Origin of the sequence: Pseudomonas sp. WHRI 8519, from assembly GCF_040224055.2 — a bacterium.
Lineage (GTDB): Bacteria > Pseudomonadota > Gammaproteobacteria > Pseudomonadales > Pseudomonadaceae > Aquipseudomonas > Aquipseudomonas putida_X.
This window is the reverse complement of the sequence record NZ_CP167996.1, coordinates 3,959,718-3,976,224: the sequence shown is the minus strand read 5'-3', so window position 1 is coordinate 3,976,224 and position 16,507 is coordinate 3,959,718. Positions and strand designations below refer to the sequence as shown.

Genomic DNA, 16,507 nt, shown 5'->3' with positions numbered 1-16,507 from the left:
GTACCGATGAATATTCCAAACCTGCTCACCGTTCTACGCGTCCTGCTCATTCCGATCTTCATCTTGCTGTTCTATATGCCCTATCATTGGAGCTATATGGCCGCCAGCACGGTGTTCGCCATCGCCGCCGCCACCGACTGGCTGGACGGCTACCTGGCGCGTCGCCTGCAGCAGAGCACGCCGTTCGGCGCGTTCCTCGACCCTGTGGCCGACAAGCTGATGGTCGCCGTAGCCCTGGTGCTGCTGGTGCAGGTACACGCCAACTTCTGGCTGACCCTGCCGGCCGCCGTGATCATCGGCCGCGAGATCGTGGTGTCGGCCCTGCGTGAGTGGATGGCTGAGCTCGGGGCGCGGGCGCATGTGGCGGTGTCAAACCTCGGCAAGTGGAAAACCGCAGCGCAAATGCTGGCGCTGATCATCCTGCTGGGCAATCCGCCGCTGGTGACCTTCTGGGTGATTCTGGGCTACGGGTTGCTGTTGGTTGCTGCGGCGCTGACGCTGTGGTCGATGGCCCACTACCTGCTGGCCGCCTGGCCGCACCTGCGTGAAGGTTCGGAACAAAAATAAAACTTTTTTGAATCAAGGGGTTGACGCCGTTTTAGATATCGCTAGAATGGCACCCATCACGACGCGGGAATAGCTCAGTTGGTAGAGCACGACCTTGCCAAGGTCGGGGTCGCGAGTTCGAGTCTCGTTTCCCGCTCCAGTTATAGATCTACAGAGTTCCATGGAAGTCTGTAAGTCGTTGAAAAAAGGGCCGAAAGGCCCTTTTTTCGTTCCAGCGAAAACCACCGAAAACCGGGGGTAGCCGCGCATTTTAAGGCCAGATTTGAGGCCAGAATGGGATAGACCCCAATTCGGTTTATCGATGGAACAGGGTCGGTGACGAGATGAGCATTTGGCTTCCGGCAGGTTCAGGAGGTCACCATGGCTCTTTCGGAAATGGCGATTCGGCATGCCCGAGTCACCGGCAAGGACTACACGCTTGCCGACAATGATGGTCTGATACTTCACGTCACCGCCCAGGGCGCAAAGCTCTGGCACTTTCGCTTCTATTGGGAAGGCAAGCAGAAGCGGATGTCCTTCGGCAGTTACCCTCAAGTGGGGTTGCGTGACGCGCGGACACGGCGCGACGAGGCGCGAACACTGATTGCTCAGGGCACCAACCCCAGTGAACAGCGCAAGCAACAGCGGCAGGCTGTGCGTCTGTCCAGCGACCAGACTTTCGATGCCGTGTTCAACCAGTGGATCGCGTTCCGCAGGCTAAGTCTCAAGGAAGGGCGGCAAAGCACGCTGTCACAGATCCTGCGCATCTTTGCCAAAGACATCCAGCCCTACATTGGCGAGCATTCGATCCATGAGATCAATCGGCATGTACTCATGGATCTGCTCAGTCGTATCGAATGCCGGAACGCCTTCACGACTGCGGAGAAGTGCCGGACCTGGCTCAATCAGTTGTTCCGCTACGCACTCGTACGCATAGCGGGCCTTGAGCACAACCCTGCCGCAGATCTGGATGTGGTGGCGGTGCCCAAGCCGCCGGTGGAGCACAATCCCTTCCTGCGCATGGAGGAGCTTCCGCACTTCCTGGGCAAGCTGCGAGCGTTTCGCGGCTCGCAACAGACGCAACTCGGTATACGTCTGTTGTTGCTTACTGGGGTGCGTACCGGTGAGTTGCGTCTGGCGACGCCCGATCAGTTCGATCTGGAGCGCCGTCTTTGGATCATTCCGCCGGAAGTGGTCAAGCAGCTCCAGCTCAAGATGCGCAAAACGCGCCGGCAAACCGCGAAGGTGCCACCTTACATCGTTCCACTTTCTATCCAGGCGGCCGAGGTCGTGCGGCTGTTGCTGGATCAGGTGGTCCCGGCGCAACGGCATCTACTCACTCATCGAAGCGATCTGAGCAAGCGCATCAGCGAGAACACGCTGAACAGCGCGTTGCGACGTATGGGTTTTGCTGACCGGCTCACGGGGCACGGCGTGAGGGCGACGATCTCAACGGCGCTCAATGAGATCGGCTATCCGAAGGTCTGGATCGATGCGCAGCTTTCACATGCTGATACGGACAAGGTGAGTTCGGCGTACAACCATGCGGAGTACGTCGAGCAGCGGCGTACGATGATGCAGGACTGGGCCAATCGGTTAGACCTTTGGGTGCAGGGGCATGCCAAGGCGGCGAGCTCGCCGTTAACTATTCGGTTGGAAGGGGCATCGCAACTCTCGCTCGGGCTGCAGAGTTTGCCTCCCTCTCCTGTACGAAGTGCTATGAAGCCAGAATTGAATTCAATGTCCACTGAAGGCAGCAGGGCCCTAGCAGATCGAGTCGGTGCATCGGAAGCGTCTGCAGTTCGGCTGGTTTCTGATATCCAGCGGACGCGTGCGGAGATGCTTGAGATCTACGAAGCGGCGACCAATTTACCTCTCCTATCATTTGCACGCCTGGCTGGAAAGTCGCGAGATCAAATCAACCGTGATATCAAGGCACGACGTCTGCTGTCACTGAGCTTGGGCAATCGAGGCCAGCGTATTCCTGACTGGCAGTTGGATCCGCTGAAACACAAGCTGGTTCTCGCCATCTTCATGTCGTTGCCTCAGCTGGACGCCTGGGAGATCTATCGTCTGCTCAGTGAGCCACACAATTCGCTGAGAGGGCGTACACCGCTCGATGTTGTACAGCCGGGGAATTTTGAGAGCACCTTGTCCGCATTGAGTCGGGGACGACAATCGGCGTAGCTGGGCACTTGTCCATTCTCTCCTTGCATGGGGTGCAAGGGTCGAGTGATCGAATCACTCGGTCCCGACCCAAAACTCCGAAAAATCCAGTCACTTTGCGGTGACTGGATTTTTTATGCTCGTGCGCTTTTCGGAGATGGCGTTTTTGCCCCTCCGATGATTCTGATAACCGAGTCGTTTTCTGATTGTCTCGACCATGGGGTAACCATGTGCGTCGGGCGTTAACTCGTGAGAATTTGAATTTAATAGTCTGCTCATAGAATCAAACCGGACTCAGGGTTGGCTGTGGCGACAGTTCATGGCGGGCCGACAGCCGATGTGCGCTATATCCACAGTATTCGTGACGAAGATAGTCTTTCCGAAGCTCCAGCCGCACTGGCCTCTTCGCTTGCGGAGGAGCGAAGTTGTAATCTTGTTTGTCTGCAGCGGGGGACGAATCGAAAGCACCTTTTGGACAATACCTCGGTTGGGCTTCCGAAGTTGCTTCTGAACAGGGCTGCCGAGCGGTTATCGCGTCACCATGGCCGCTGGATGTGAAGGTGATCTACCGCTGGTTGGGACCATTCCTTCGGGTATGGGAGGCGGGTGCGACGGTCCTCAAAGCCACGAAGATGGACAACGGGGCAGTGGGTCGAGCGCTGGGTGATGCCCCGCAGTACGCACTGGCTGTGATCGTCTTCGGTGATCTCCTACTGACCAAGGGCGAAGGTCGTCATTCAGCGGCGGAAGAGGTGCTGGTGATTGGCCGGCGGAGAAGTTGCCTCGCTTTGTGAGCATGCGCATGCCCGCCTATCCCGTAATATACGTACCGGATCACGCCTAAACTATGAGCGTTCGACCATGCTTAAGTTTGGATGGATAGCGTGGATGCTCACCACCGCTGAGACGGAGCGGTAGGCTGATAAGTTATGGAGTGCGGCGTTTCGGCAGAAAGGTTTGTACCTAGTCTCATAACTAAATTTTGGAGAGTGGAACAGGCGCGGACTTCAGAGGGTTTGACTTTGATTTTCCAATACGTAGATACACTATTGGGGTATGAGGCAAAGCACAACGATGTCGAACACATCGTTGTGCTTTGCCAAGTCAGCTTGTGCGATTAGTGCATACTACCAAAGACTCAAAGTGTAGCCTAGAATCAGTCTATTTTCGTCGATGGCATTAGTCAGCCCGCCTCCTGATCGAAAGCTACCGTAACGCCATGTGAATGAAGCGTTTTTGAGTGGGCCGCTTTGCACAACATAGGCAAGATCAACGTTACTTTCTCTTTCTTTGCCGCTGCTCACCGCCGCTGTACGTACATGTGAAGCTTTCACATATCGCGTCATCAGGGTAAGGCCAGGTAGGCCTAATCCAGCGAAATCATAGTCATAGCGGTATTGCATAGCATCGGTGTCTGCTTTGGTGAATGCTCCTATTAAGGAAAGGTTGTTCGAGTAGGGGACTACACCAAGGTACGGGAAATCGCCATCGCCTGATAGGTTTTGATAGCCAACCGTAAACTTATGAGCTCCCCAGGAAAGAGTCTCAAACGCAGCGAAAAAATTGTTATTAATCTTTCCCTGATCGACGCGGCTACTGCTTGCTAGGTTTTTATCGCCGTAGTCTGCGGAGTGGAAATAACGCAGGTCTGATTTTAATGAGATAGCATCGGTTAAGCGTTTAGTGTGCACCAGTCCTGCGAAGTGTTGGCGATAAATATTATCTAGCTGTGATGCGTAGTAAGACAGTGACAGATCTGGGCTTTGATTAAAGCTACCCCCGGCGAAGTCAAGGTGTGCTGCTTCTACTTTGGCATATAGCAAGTCATCGTTGCTAGTTGAATCGCGTAGATTTTCTTTTTCAATTCTGCCAGCGTTTATCGTAAAGTTATCTGATTCTTTAGAGCTTAGCATTGTCCCGGAGTACGTGGAAGGGAGCATGCGGCTGTCACTAAAGTTGATGACTGGTAACTTTGGTTGCAGTGTGCCTACCAAAAAGTCGGTTTTGCTTGCTCGAATTTTTGCTGTGATACCCAATTCACTAAACGTATCTTCAGGACGACCGGATTGACCGTAGGGCAATAGACCGGTACCTCGACGATCAGGTGAAGAGTCCAGCTTTAGCCCTGTAAGTAATAGGGCATCAACACCAAAGCCAATCACACCGGGGGTAAAGCCTGAGTTGAAGCGCAAAATCATACTCTGCGCCCACTCTTCAGCCTTATTTTGAGAGGCATTTGTTTGGCGAAAGTCTTTGTTTATATAAAAATTTCTAAATTCCGCGCTCGCTCGGCTGTCATCGAGTAAGCCGGCGTAGGCCCCAGGGATGGTGTTGAGGATAGGTAATGCAAGAAGTGCGGCTGATACAATTTTTGCTGTCATGAAAATACCTTTTTATTGTTATGGCACTTATACAGTTCAGCTTTTTCCGATGGATCGCGCGAATAGCTTTGGAGTACGCGAGCGATTACCAGATAGCGAGAAAAATTCAACCTAACTCCGTGTTCGGTCTTCCTTCTGCAACACTTATTGACGCCAAGGCCCTGTGCGGTTGCTACCTTGCTCACCTAGCGATCCAGGGCAAGTGATGGAACGGCACCTCCTCCTAGGCACGACTACCGTCGAACCACTGGATCCAGGTAACGATTAACATGTTTACAATGTGGCGTCATGTTTTTTTTAGTCCCGGGAGGGCCAGTCGTTTTATCGCGAGAAATTTTCTTGGCGATTTCAGAGGGTTTGCGTTACGTCGGAAAAGGCGAAATCGTAGAGGGGAGCTTTTTAAAAAACCATATAAATCAGATAGATGGGTTTTAGCTCGGATTCGTTCGATGCCGACGCCCTCCATTTAGCGAGGCCTTGCCTAGCGGGAATGAGGCATTGAAAGCTGAAAGCCTCCATCCAAAAATTAGTGAACATGTTGACAAAATTTCGCCAGGGGTATTTCCTAGATGTGCCTAGGCGGCTCTCAGGAGTCACCCTGAATGCCCATTCGCTGGTGCAGCAGGGGTTACGTATGAACAACAACAAAAACACCCTAAGCGGAGTACACCAGATGGATAGTGCGTCCTATGCACAAGAAAGCCGTGCACCTGCAGAAGATCGTACTGCGCTTGATGAAGCCGTGAAGCGATCTTTCAGACACCTTCTCCCCCTGCTATTTGCTTGCTATGTGATGGCTTACATCGACCGAATCAACTTCGGTTTCGCAGCTATTACCATGAACTCAGACCTGGGTGTGACACTCACCCAGTTCGGCTTGGCAGGCACGCTCTTCTACGCTGCCTATTTCTTCTTTGAGATACCGAGCAACCTGCTGCTCGAGCGTTTTGGGGCAAGACGCTGGATTGCTCGTATCATGATTACCTGGGGCTTAGCCTCAATGGCGACGTGCCTAGCTACAGGCCCGTGGGGGCTTTACATCGCACGCGTGGTTCTGGGTATTGCAGAGGCAGGGTTTGTACCCGGCGTGCTGCTGTATCTGACTTTTTGGATCCCTGCCGCAAAACGAGGCCGCGCTAACGCACTGTTCATGATCGCTCAGCCCATGGCAATCATGCTTGGCTCGCCTCTTTCTGGTGCAATTTTGGCCGCGATGGACGGGTATCTCGGGATGAAAGGTTGGCAATGGATGTTCATTATTGAAGCCATTCCAACAATCATCCTCGGTCTGATGGTGCTTAAATATCTGCCAGATGGGCCTCATAAGGCTCGTTGGCTTACCCCAGCTCAGAGCAATGCCTTGATGGCCGAATTGGCATCGGAGCAAGTCACTGGCAAGGTCGAAACGAGTCGTGTCTCGATCAAGCCGCTCCTTAATGCACCGTTTGTGTTCACCTGCTTTGCCTATTTTTCCCTGGTAGCAAGCTTGAGCACGCTTGGTACTTGGTCGCCGTTGATCATTAAAGAAATTTTCAGCGGATCAAGCGTTTTAAACATCGGACTCGCTGCGGCTATACCAGGCCTTGCTGCAATTATCATGATGCCTCTACTCAGTGGGTCGTCGGATCGTCGTCAAGAGCGCGCGCTCCACTTCGCACTCGCTGCAATTCTGTCTGCCTTTGGTTGGTTCGCTACCACTCAGATTGGGAATCCAACCCTTCAGCTTATCGGCTTGATCGCAGCAACTGCAGGCGGGTTTTCTGCCATGCCTATCCTCTGGACTATTCCACCTACGATGTTGTCCCGGATCGCTCGTCCTATGGGCATCGCTGTTATTAGTAGCTGCGGGATCCTTGGCTCAGTAATCAGTCCAACGGCCAATGGAATGCTGCGCGAAGCTACCGGCAGCTACGTTGCCACAGGATGGTTAGGTGTGTTCTGGATGGTGACGACCGCTGTGTTGCTGGTGACTGCAGTTAAGTTGCAGCAGAGCATGAAAAAGTCGAATGCAGGTTGATAGCGATATGGCCGAAGTTTGCGCGTAAAGCCACTGGGCAAACAATGGTTGTGTCAGACTTTGATTGAGCGAGGATTATTTGTGAGCAGGTATTACGAGCATCCAGAGCGGTTCAGCGAGGAAGAATGGGCAGCTCGAGTGAAACTGGCGTCCTGCTACAGGATCTTTGATATGCTGGGTTGGAGTGAGTCCATTTATAACCACATCTCAGTCAAAGTTCCTGGTGAAGAAGAGTGCTTCTTGGTCAACCCATTCGGCCTTCATTATTCTGAGGTGACGGCCTCGAATCTCGTCAAGGTCGATATCGATGGGAACATAATCGGTCACTCCGACTGGCCGATTAATCCGGCGGGATTCACGTTCCACAGCGTCATTCACAAAGAGGTTCCGGAAGCACACTGTGTGATGCACATTCATACAACACCCACCATGGCTGTGTGCTGCAGTGAGCGTGGCCTGGAATTCACAAACTTCTATTCGGCGATGCTCTACGATAAGTTGGCATACCATGAGTTTGAAGGCATCACTCTGCATGCGGAGGAGGGGCGCCGAATTCTTGAGAGCAGCAATGGGAAGCCGATACTGCTTTTGAAGAATCATGGCCCGGTCGTGATGGGAAATTCAATTGCCAGCGCGTTTTCGATGCTTTGGCGGCTGCAGCGTGCGTGTGAAGTTCAGCTTGCAACGGCCTCGCTTGGCAGTGGCATTCCGATTAATCAGGACATTCTCCTGCAGTGCGCCAAACAAACGCTCAGCAATAATCCAAAGTTTGGCGCTGGTGAGGACGTTTTCGCAGCCATGATTCGTTTGGCTGATCGTATCGATACACGGTATAGACATTGATTCTTAAAAAATAATTGTTTGCAATTCCTGAGCTGGATTTTCAATTGAACAATTATACAGGGTCAGGAATTTATAATGACTGGCCTTTTTTCTTTTGCATCGGGGCTGACGGCCCTGTGCTAAGGGCTTGTGAGGTAGCGGGATCCTAGCCTGGTGATCCTGTGCCCGCTTGGCGGATTAGTGTGAAATCGGGGTTGATATGTTCGAAAAGTACAGAAATATTAATGATTTGCGCTGCGCGACCCGGCAGTTACTTCCCAAGCCGATTTTCGAATATATGGATGGCGGGGCAGAGGATGAGAGTTCTCTGCGGGCTAACGTCCAGGATTATGATCTCGTCAAACTTAAGCCGAAAGTTTTGAATGACGTCAGCCAGATTCAGCGGCGCGTTAAGCTGTTCGGCTCTGAGATTTCAGCGCCTATCATGATCTCGCCAACGGGTCTTTCGGGTTTGTACCATCCTGACGGGGAACTTGCTGTCGCTCGCGCTGCTGGTTCTATAGGCATTCCATATTCCCTTTCCACGCTTGGTACTTATTCTGTTGAAAAAGTTGCAGCCTGTAGTGCAGGTCCGAAATTGTTACAAGTTTACATTTTCAAGGATCGAGGTCTCACGCGTGAGCTGATCGGTAGGGCATTCGAGGCTGGCTACGATGGGCTGATCGTGACCTTGGATACTCCGGTTGGTGGAAATAGAGAGCGCGATTGGCGTAATGGCATGAGCGTACCTCCGAGATTAGGGTTTTCCAACATCATGAAGTTTGCCCTCCGTCCTTCCTGGTCACTGCCTGCGCTCAAGCAGCCCTATCGTTTCAAGTTCGGGAATTTCGAGCATGCTTCGATTTCTTCAGTTGGTGAAGGCCCGAGCGTCAGCAAGTTCGTGAACAGTCAGTTTGATCGCTCCCTAACCTGGAAAGACATCGAATGGCTGAAGGGGCTATGGGGGCGGTCGCTAGCGATTAAGGGAATACTATGTTCCGAAGATGCAGCTCAAGCTGTTAAGGCAGGTTCCGATACTGTGATTATTTCAAATCATGGGGGGCGGCAACTTGATGGTGCTGTTTCGCCAATCAGTCAAGTTGCGGCAGTGGCAGACGAGATAGGCGGTTCGGCAGCCATTGTATGTGATGGGGGCGTTCGTCGTGGCGCACATGTATTGAAGGCCTTGGCAATGGGAGCTACAGCTTGCTCAATCGGTCGCCCCTATCTTTATGGGCTGGCCGTTGGGGGAGAAGGGGGGGTTAGAAGAGCACTTTCTCTTCTTATAGAAGAGTTTGACAGAGCAATGACTCTATCGGGCGTCTCGGACGTCAAAGATCTCAATCGCTCCATCATCATCAAGTAGCGAGATCTGCCGAGTGTAATGCCATGATAAGCGTCGATCATCATTCGACGCGCGACGTACGCCCATTCACCTTGGGTCGGTGCTGAGAAATACAAGGCATGCACCGTAGACGTCTGGTATCAAGATCACCAGATTGTCGATGCAAGTGTGGAACAGAGGGCAGATTCGGTAGAGGTGTCGGATGCCGGGGCGTAAACGCCCCGGCGTTGTTACGAGAGATATTAGCGGTCAACCTCCTTGGATTGATCTGAAGACCAGCAAATCCTCAATGCCAAATTTGCCATTCTCACGACCGAAGCCAGAATCTTTCCATCCACCAAAAGGTGTTGCCAGGTTCTGAGGCGCACCGTTGATGATGACCTGGCCAGTCTGCAGCTGTTCGGCCACTTTATTCGCTCGATTCAAATCGCGTGACCAAACTGCACCGGAGAGACCGTAGTTGGTAGAGTTGGCGATTTTAATCGCTTCTTCTTCGGTATCGTATGGGAGCAGGCAAACTACAGGGCCAAAGACCTCTTGCTGGGCGATTTCAGATGCGGCGTCGACGTTGCTGACTATGGTGGGAGCAACGAAGTAACCACTCTCGAAGCCTGCCACGGGCAGCCCACCTGAAGAGCGAACGTCAGCGCCGGCATCGAGCGCAGCCTGGATCATGCGCTGTACATGGCGGAACTGCTTTTCGTTGGCAACAGGGCCCAGGCGGGTGCCCGGCTGGCAAGGATCTCCGAGCTTCCATTGCTTGGCTTCGCTAAGGTAGCGCTCAGTGATTTCACCAACGAGTTTACGTGGCGCAATAATCCTCGACTGGCTGACACAGGTCTGTCCAGAGTTAGCTAACGACATCCGCACAATGTGCGGCATGGCGGAATCGAGGTCTGCATCATCCAGCACTATCGCTGCCGACTTGCCGCCGAGTTCCAGGGTCAGGCGTTTGAGGCTTTCAGCCGCCTTCACCATGATGGCTTTGCCAACCGCCGTGGAGCCCGTAAAGCTCACGTGATTGATGTCAGGATGCGTGACAAGATACTCACCCACATCGGCGCCGCCCCAGACCATGTTGAACACGCCTGCCGGCAGTGAGGTATCGGCTACACATTCGGCAAAGATCTCAGCAACACCTGGACTGACCTCACTTGGCTTCAAAACCACCGAGCAGCCAGCAGCAATTACTGCAGCTACCTTGGCGACGATCTGATGCAAGGGGAAGTTCCATGGTGTCAGGGCTGCAACAACGCCTGTACCCACACGCTGAACGCGGCCATTTCCGATGGTCTCTTCCCAGGTAATCTGGTCAATGCCTTCGATCGCTAGCTCAATCCCCTTTGTTGCCATACCCAGCTGCATGCTCTGCCCTAGAAATTTCGGGCAACCGATCTCAAGAGCCAGAGCTTCAGCAATGTCCTCATTGCGAGCAGATAGTGCAGTTGAGAGCTCAGTGAGCGCTTTTTTTCGATCCGAAAGCGAACTCTGACTCCAGCCCTGTTGACCCTGCTTCGCGCTAGAAATGGCAAGATCGACGTCCGCCAGCGAGGAGAAGGTAACTCGACCGACAACGCGACCGAGCACGGGGGAGACCACATCATAGCCGGTGTTGCCGGAGCAGCGCGAAGCGCTGCCCTGGCTGAAAAACTTGTTGTATTCGATCATGAGAATACGGCCTTCAGGGGATTGGCTGGGGTGTTAGGAGCAACGACCCCACCGAGCGGCTGCAGACGCAGCAGATGCCATGGGCTTGGCATTACCCCTACTTTGACTTCGATCATCAGTGGGCCGTCTTTGCTGATCGACTCGCTGACTGCTTTGCCCAGATCTTCTGGGTTGTCCACCGAAACGAAGTCGACGCCAAAGGATTGAGCCAGCAAACCAAAGTCAGGGTTGGCCAGCTCTACCGCAACTTCGGCACCAAACTGACGTTTCTGGATAGCACGAACGTTCCCATAGTGGCCGTCGTTGAAAACGATCAGAGTAATTGGCAGGTTGTAACGGTTAGCAGTAGCGAGTTCCTGGAGGTTCCAGCCGAAGCCGCCGTCACCAGTGATCGATACGACGCGACGGCCACCGCCACCAACTGCGGCGCCTAAAGCAACCGGGAAACCGTAGCCCAGAGTGCCCTGGTAGCCTGGGCCAATGTAGGTGCGCGGCTCGTAAACTGGGAATGCGATACGTGCCAAGTAGCCGATTTGGGTCAGTTCGTTTACGAAGATTGCGTCATCAGGCATGGCGTTGCGTAGTTGTGCGACGTAGCTCGCCTGTGGTTGGATTTCTTCGATCTGCTGCGAGGCCCATTCTTTGACGGATAGAGCTTGCTCATTGGTCAGCGCTTTACGAGCGTTGATTAGGTTAGCAATCGCAGGAACCACATCACCCACATCAGCTTCAATTGCGACGCTAGGAGTACGAGGTGCTGTCATGTCATCGGCGTCGATGTTGACGAAGATGAACTTGGCTTTGTCCATCGGCCAGGATGTGTCGGGGCTCAGCACGTCCATGAAGCGGCTGCCCAGCACTACCACCAGATCCGCGTACTCGAACACGGCACGCCCAGCGAGAGAGTTCATCGCGAGAGGGTGGCGATCGCTGATGGCGCCGCGACCGTTGTCGCTCATAACCACTGGAGCGCCGACTTTTTCGGCCAGTGCCAGCAGGCCTTCACGCGAAGCGTCGGACAGCGAACCGCCACCCGCATAGATCACTGGCAGTTTGGCCTGGTTGATTAGAGCCACGGCGTCATTGATCAGCGTCTGATCCAGCTTCGGGATGGCCAGGGTTGGCACCGCCGGGTCTACCTCAGCCAGGTCATAGCTTTCTTGAAGGAAATCATGGGGAACTTCGACGCCAACTGGACGAGGGCGACCTTGGTTGATCTGAGCGAACGCCTCGTCCACAGCGCCAGGGATGTCTTCGCCTTTTGTAACGAGGGTGTTCCACTTGGTCAAGCCAGCAACAAAGCCGGTCTGATCTTTGATCTCGTGGAGCAGACCATAGCCTTTGCCGATGCCTTTGGAGCAGATCTGTCCGGTCAGGAACATGACCTTGGAGTTGGAGGCGTAGGCGGTCGACAGACCTGCGCCTGCGTTGAGAGCGCCCGGGCCTGGTACAACCATCGCGGTGCCGACTTTGCCGGAGGCGCGGAAGTAACCATCAGCCATGTAGGTCGTAGTTTGCTCGTGGCGGGGAACATACAGCTTCACCTCGCCATCCTTCTGGCGCAGGGCGTCTACCGCCCAGTCAAGCTGGATGCCAGGGATCATGAAGAGATCTTTGACGCCGTTACGAATCAGGCTTTCCGTAAAGATCATTCCACCAGTTTTTTTCATTGCAAGGCACTCTCTAAGTATCGATTGTTTTTAAGGTTGCGAGTTTTATGGAGGCTCATGATGCAGTCCCCATTTGGAGCGCTTAGAGGCCTGGTGGGTATGTTTAAATGCTTAGCCGCTCGGATTAAGAACGACATGGTCGCATGTACGGCTCACGGAAAGCACAGCGAAGCATAAACTACCCTGGTTGGCGTCTAATTTTTTCCAAGTCTTTCAAGAGCTCAAGTAGCAATTCGGCTTTCTTACGACCGTAACGCTCAAACAAGTCGTCATAAATAGCTTGAGTCGCATCCGCCGCGCGTTGGGCTACTTTGCGACCCTCAGCCGTCAACGAGACGTTATAGGCGCGCATATCTACTTGAGACTTTTGTTTCTCCATCCAGCCCAAATCGCTTAGGGCAGAAACAATTCGCGCCATGCTGACTTTATGAATACAGCTCAGTCGGCACAGCTCAGCGAAAGGTATCTCCTCATATTCAAACGTGATGCGCATCACTCGCCACTGCTGCTCTGTGACGTTCAGCTCTTGCAAGATAGGCGAGAAGTTTGAAACCACTGCATCCCTGGCACGTAGACACGCGAGAGCTAAAGAGTGCTCGGCGTATCTGAAGTCCAGATTCTGGTCTGTGGGTGACATGCTTTATCCTGGTTTTCAAGTTGTTTTCTGGTCGTCGGAGGACGTTCCTGTGCTGAATCGTACCGCAGCAGAAAAGTCAAGAAAACCAAGATGTCAGCGTTTATGAAAAGATTGTTTTCAGATCCTGGCTGCTGTCAGGCAGCTGTCCTTTTTTCGCCACGGCAGTGCCAACGTATTTTTTGGCGAGCATGAACGCGCGCGGGTCGCTGATCGAATCGACGGCCTGCAGTAATTCGCCCTTGAAATACCAGAAGCTTGCGCTTGAGCCATCCGGAGAGATCCGTGATACGACATGGTCGTGATCAAAGCTCAGGCCAGCGATTTGCATTTTGTAGCTGTATTGGTCTGACCAGAACCATGGCTTCGGAGCATAGGTGCCGGCGAGGCCCACGATGTCGCGGGCGGTCATGTCGGCTTGTTCCAGGGCGTTCTGAACGGATTCCAGTCGAATGGTTTTGCCGTGGAAATCGAAGCTCGTGCAGTCACCGATCGCGTAGATGGAGTCGACGGATGTGCGGCACTGCGGATCGACCTTGATGGCATCCAGAGCTAGCTCGACACCTGCGGCGCTAGCGATTTCGGCATTTGGAATGATGCCAATGCCGACGACAACAACGTCTGCCAGCAGCTCTTCGCCGGACTGGAGCAAAACGCTGGATACCGCTGCGTCCTGGATGTTGTAGCGTTCAACTTCAGCGCTTTCGAAAATCCGCACGCCACGCTTGCAGTGGAAATGGCGCACGAAGTCCGAGGTTTCCTTGCAGGCCACGCGTTGGAGAATTCGCTCAGCTCGCTCAAGCACTGCTACCTCTACTTCAGAGGCGCGAGCGACAGCTGCGATCTCGAGCCCGATGTAGCCACCGCCGATTATCACCATGCGCTTGCCAGGCTGCAGGTAGCTGTTCAGTGCATCCGCATCCTTCAGGTCACGGAACGTAAAGACGTTGTTGAGACCTTCACTGGGAAGCCCGGGCAAGGGGCGTGCGCGCGAGCCCGTAGCGAAAACAAGCTTGTCGTAGGGGAAGGATTGGCCATCCTGGGTAAAAACCTCTTTACGCTGAGGATCGACGCTCTCAACCTTGAGATTGAGATGAACGTTGATCTTTTCCTCATCGTAGCTGTTGGCAGGTCGGATAAAGAGGTCGTCAATAGGTGCAAGCCCATTAAGGTATTTCTTCGAGAGAGGAGGGCGTTGATAGGGATGAACTGCCTCCTCGCCTAGGATAGTGACCTCACCTTGAAAGCCGTGCTCCCTAAGGCGGAATGCACAAGTTGCTGCGGCTTGGCCTGCTCCGACAATCACAACTTTCATTTCTTATACTCCGGACAGCAAGTAGCTATCGTCAAATTCACCAAACATGACTTTGGCGCGGATCTCCCCAACGTATCCAATCTCCAAGAAGCCTGAGCCGGATTTGTTACCAGAGTCGAGAGATTCTGCGATTTCTTCAGCAAACATGCCCGCAGTCTCCCGGTCGATCTCCCATTCAAGGCGAAGCTCTGGTGATCGGTGGAGGATTAGGCCGCGAGTCTTGTGGTCGCCCACCAGTTTGATGGTGACATCGTGAGTTGCCGAGGTGACAAAGGCGAGCTCCTTGATATCTACATCGCGTGGGTTGATCGACAGTTCGTAGAAGAATTCTTGAAGCTGCGAGACATCGCTGCGCTCCCCTACAATTAGCAGCAATGGATGAAAGTCGCTCGGCATATAGTGGAAGCGCAGCATAGCTTTAGATCTCTTCTTCAGTTACGTGTTCGACGATGTCCTGGCTGTGAATAAGCTCGCGGCCATTGGAGTCTTCAACTTCAACCCACTGCCCATCGCCCATATTTTCAACGCAGACAACGTCGCGCCCGCCTTTGATGACAAGTTTGTCGCCTGGTTTGATTTCGTAGAGATTGATCATGGTCTTAGAAGAACGCCGTCAGGTTTTTAACGAGCAAAACGTTTTGGTCGAGAATGATTTCTCGCTCGAGCACACGCCAGCCATCTTCGGTCTCAACAAGGGTGTCGTACCGCTTGCCCACCATCGTGTTCACCTCGTACTCCACTCGGTTGAGGTAAACCATGAAGCGGCAGCTGGTTTTGACGGTGCGCAGGCCATTTTCAGCCTTGCTTTGCTCAAGCACGCGAACGTTGGTGATCAGGTGAGAAATTCGCGACAGCGGCTCTTCGGCGTAGTGGACACCAGTAAGGATCTGCTCCACCCGCTTGGTGAGCGTCCACTTACCTTCGTCGAACCAGCTGATGTCCGAGCCCAGCTTGGTATTCTCTTTCTCAGCATGCTGACCGAACTTGACGTTGCGACGCATTGGCATGAAGTACTTGATGTCTTCATGGAGAAGGTCAAGCCACTCGTTGTAGCGGCGCTCGTCCATGAGATCCGCTTCGTAGTAAAAGAAGCTGGCGATCTCTGGAGTGACGTCCAAATGCTCGGTCAGGAATTGTTTGGTGCTCATGAGTGTTTACCCAATGGAATAGAAGAGCCTTGGTGAGCGAAGCAGCCCACATCAATGATGGTGCCGCTGATCGCTTGGGCATCATCAGAAATGAGGAAGCGGATGGCTGCCATCATGTCTTCACCGGTGATCGCACGACCCGCCACTGATCCAACAAAGTTGGTTGGGAAGGCAGCGCCAGCTTCCTCGAGTCGGCCTCGAGTCATGCCGGCGTCGATGCCGCCACCACCGGGGATCACCATATTCACGCGGATTTTCTGCGAGAAATGGTCAAGTGCCAGGGCTGCGTTCAGGGCAACCAGGCCACCCTTGCTCGCTGAGTAGGCGGCCATGTTTGGCTTGCCCCAGCCTGCGCCGGATCCCACATTGACGATGCTTCCGCCACCTTGGTTTTGCATGTGAGGAATGGCTGCTCGTGCCATTAGGAATGGGCCACGCAGGTTGACTGCGAAAATTTTGTCCCAGAGCTCCGGAGCAGTATTCAGCACGGTACCCAGTGGGCCGATCGCGGCATTGTTTACTACCGCATCGATTCGCCCATAGGCCTCTAACGTCGCCTTTATAACGCGATCAACGTCTGCCTCGAGCGTGACGTCAGCTTCCAGTGCGATGAGAGGCAGCTCTTCAGTTCGAGCTTCCTGGTTCATCGCCTCGATGGTATTCGTCGCAATGCTGCCCGCCTGCTTTTGGCCAATGCCGAAAGCTAATACCCGGTAACCCGACCTGGCGAGGCCCATGGCAACGCCATGGCCCAGGCCGAAAGTGCCACCGGAAACGATGACTACTTTGCTCATT

14 protein-coding genes and 1 tRNA gene are annotated in these 16,507 nt (G+C 53.6%); 6 read left to right on the top strand and 9 right to left on the bottom strand.

Annotated elements, in window-relative coordinates; all coding sequences use genetic code 11:
• Nucleotides 1-6 precede the first annotated feature (6 nt).
• The 3 genes from pgsA (at nt 7) to ABRP30_RS18235 (ending at nt 2,733) form a co-directional block, all read left to right on the top strand.
• Nucleotides 7-567 carry a CDP-diacylglycerol--glycerol-3-phosphate 3-phosphatidyltransferase gene (gene pgsA, locus ABRP30_RS18245; RefSeq protein ID WP_174142233.1) on the top strand — a complete coding sequence of 187 codons (561 nt, stop codon included), beginning with the start codon at nt 7-9 and terminating at the stop codon, nt 565-567.
• Nucleotides 568-630: 63 nt separating this feature from the next.
• Nucleotides 631-706: transfer RNA gene (locus ABRP30_RS18240), tRNA-Gly, on the top strand.
• A gap of 221 nt (nt 707-927) precedes the next feature.
• Entirely contained in the window at nt 928-2,733 is a 1,806-nt protein-coding gene (locus ABRP30_RS18235; RefSeq protein ID WP_349975093.1) for an integrase arm-type DNA-binding domain-containing protein, read from the top strand.
• 1,106 nt (nt 2,734-3,839) lie between these two features.
• On the opposite strand, the gene ABRP30_RS18230 is transcribed toward ABRP30_RS18235, so the two are convergent.
• Nucleotides 3,840-5,093 carry an OprD family porin gene (locus ABRP30_RS18230; RefSeq protein ID WP_349975092.1) on the bottom strand — a complete coding sequence of 418 codons (1,254 nt, stop codon included), beginning with the start codon at nt 5,091-5,093 and terminating at the stop codon, nt 3,840-3,842.
• 634 nt (nt 5,094-5,727) lie between these two features.
• Here ABRP30_RS18230 and ABRP30_RS18225 point away from each other — a divergent pair.
• The 3 genes from ABRP30_RS18225 to ABRP30_RS18215 all read left to right on the top strand — a co-directional run bounded on the left by ABRP30_RS18225 (nt 5,728) and on the right by ABRP30_RS18215 (nt 9,298).
• Nucleotides 5,728-7,110 carry an MFS transporter gene (locus tag ABRP30_RS18225; protein ID WP_349975091.1) on the top strand — a complete coding sequence of 461 codons (1,383 nt, stop codon included), beginning with the start codon at nt 5,728-5,730 and terminating at the stop codon, nt 7,108-7,110.
• Nucleotides 7,111-7,191: 81 nt separating this feature from the next.
• Entirely contained in the window at nt 7,192-7,953 is a 762-nt protein-coding gene (locus tag ABRP30_RS18220; protein ID WP_349975090.1) for a class II aldolase/adducin family protein, read from the top strand.
• A 199-nt stretch (nt 7,954-8,152) separates the two neighbouring features.
• Nucleotides 8,153-9,298: an alpha-hydroxy acid oxidase gene (locus ABRP30_RS18215; protein WP_349975089.1), complete on the top strand. Its 1,146-nt coding sequence runs from the start codon at nt 8,153-8,155 to the stop codon at nt 9,296-9,298.
• A gap of 228 nt (nt 9,299-9,526) precedes the next feature.
• Here ABRP30_RS18215 and ABRP30_RS18210 read toward each other — a convergent pair whose 3' ends face one another.
• From ABRP30_RS18210 to ABRP30_RS18175, 8 genes are all read right to left on the bottom strand, one after another.
• A complete protein-coding gene (locus ABRP30_RS18210) occupies nt 9,527-10,945 on the bottom strand; it encodes an aldehyde dehydrogenase family protein (protein WP_349975088.1) in 1,419 nt (472 codons plus the stop codon).
• The gene (locus ABRP30_RS18205; protein ID WP_349975087.1) at nt 10,942-12,615 is read right to left on the bottom strand and encodes a thiamine pyrophosphate-dependent enzyme; all 1,674 of its coding nucleotides are present in this window, start codon (nt 12,613-12,615) and stop codon (nt 10,942-10,944) included. The genes ABRP30_RS18210 and ABRP30_RS18205 overlap by 4 nt, the downstream gene beginning before the upstream one ends.
• Nucleotides 12,616-12,793: 178 nt before the next feature.
• Nucleotides 12,794-13,252, bottom strand: coding sequence for a MarR family transcriptional regulator (locus ABRP30_RS18200; RefSeq protein WP_349975086.1), 459 nt, complete (start codon nt 13,250-13,252; stop codon nt 12,794-12,796).
• A 100-nt stretch (nt 13,253-13,352) separates the two neighbouring features.
• Nucleotides 13,353-14,564 (bottom strand): FAD-dependent oxidoreductase, encoded by a 1,212-nt coding sequence (locus ABRP30_RS18195; protein ID WP_349975085.1) that lies wholly within the window; start codon nt 14,562-14,564, stop codon nt 13,353-13,355.
• Nucleotides 14,565-14,567: 3 nt separating this feature from the next.
• A complete protein-coding gene (locus ABRP30_RS18190) occupies nt 14,568-14,978 on the bottom strand; it encodes a hypothetical protein (RefSeq protein WP_349975084.1) in 411 nt (136 codons plus the stop codon).
• A gap of 4 nt (nt 14,979-14,982) precedes the next feature.
• The gene (locus ABRP30_RS18185; protein ID WP_349975083.1) at nt 14,983-15,159 is read right to left on the bottom strand and encodes a hypothetical protein; all 177 of its coding nucleotides are present in this window, start codon (nt 15,157-15,159) and stop codon (nt 14,983-14,985) included.
• Nucleotides 15,160-15,163: 4 nt separating this feature from the next.
• A complete protein-coding gene (locus ABRP30_RS18180; protein WP_349975082.1) occupies nt 15,164-15,712 on the bottom strand; it encodes a 3-phenylpropionate/cinnamic acid dioxygenase subunit beta in 549 nt (182 codons plus the stop codon).
• Nucleotides 15,709-16,506: an SDR family oxidoreductase gene (locus tag ABRP30_RS18175; protein WP_349975081.1), complete on the bottom strand. Its 798-nt coding sequence runs from the start codon at nt 16,504-16,506 to the stop codon at nt 15,709-15,711. Before ABRP30_RS18175 ends, ABRP30_RS18180 begins: the two co-directional genes overlap by 4 nt.
• Nucleotide 16,507 lies beyond the last annotated feature (1 nt).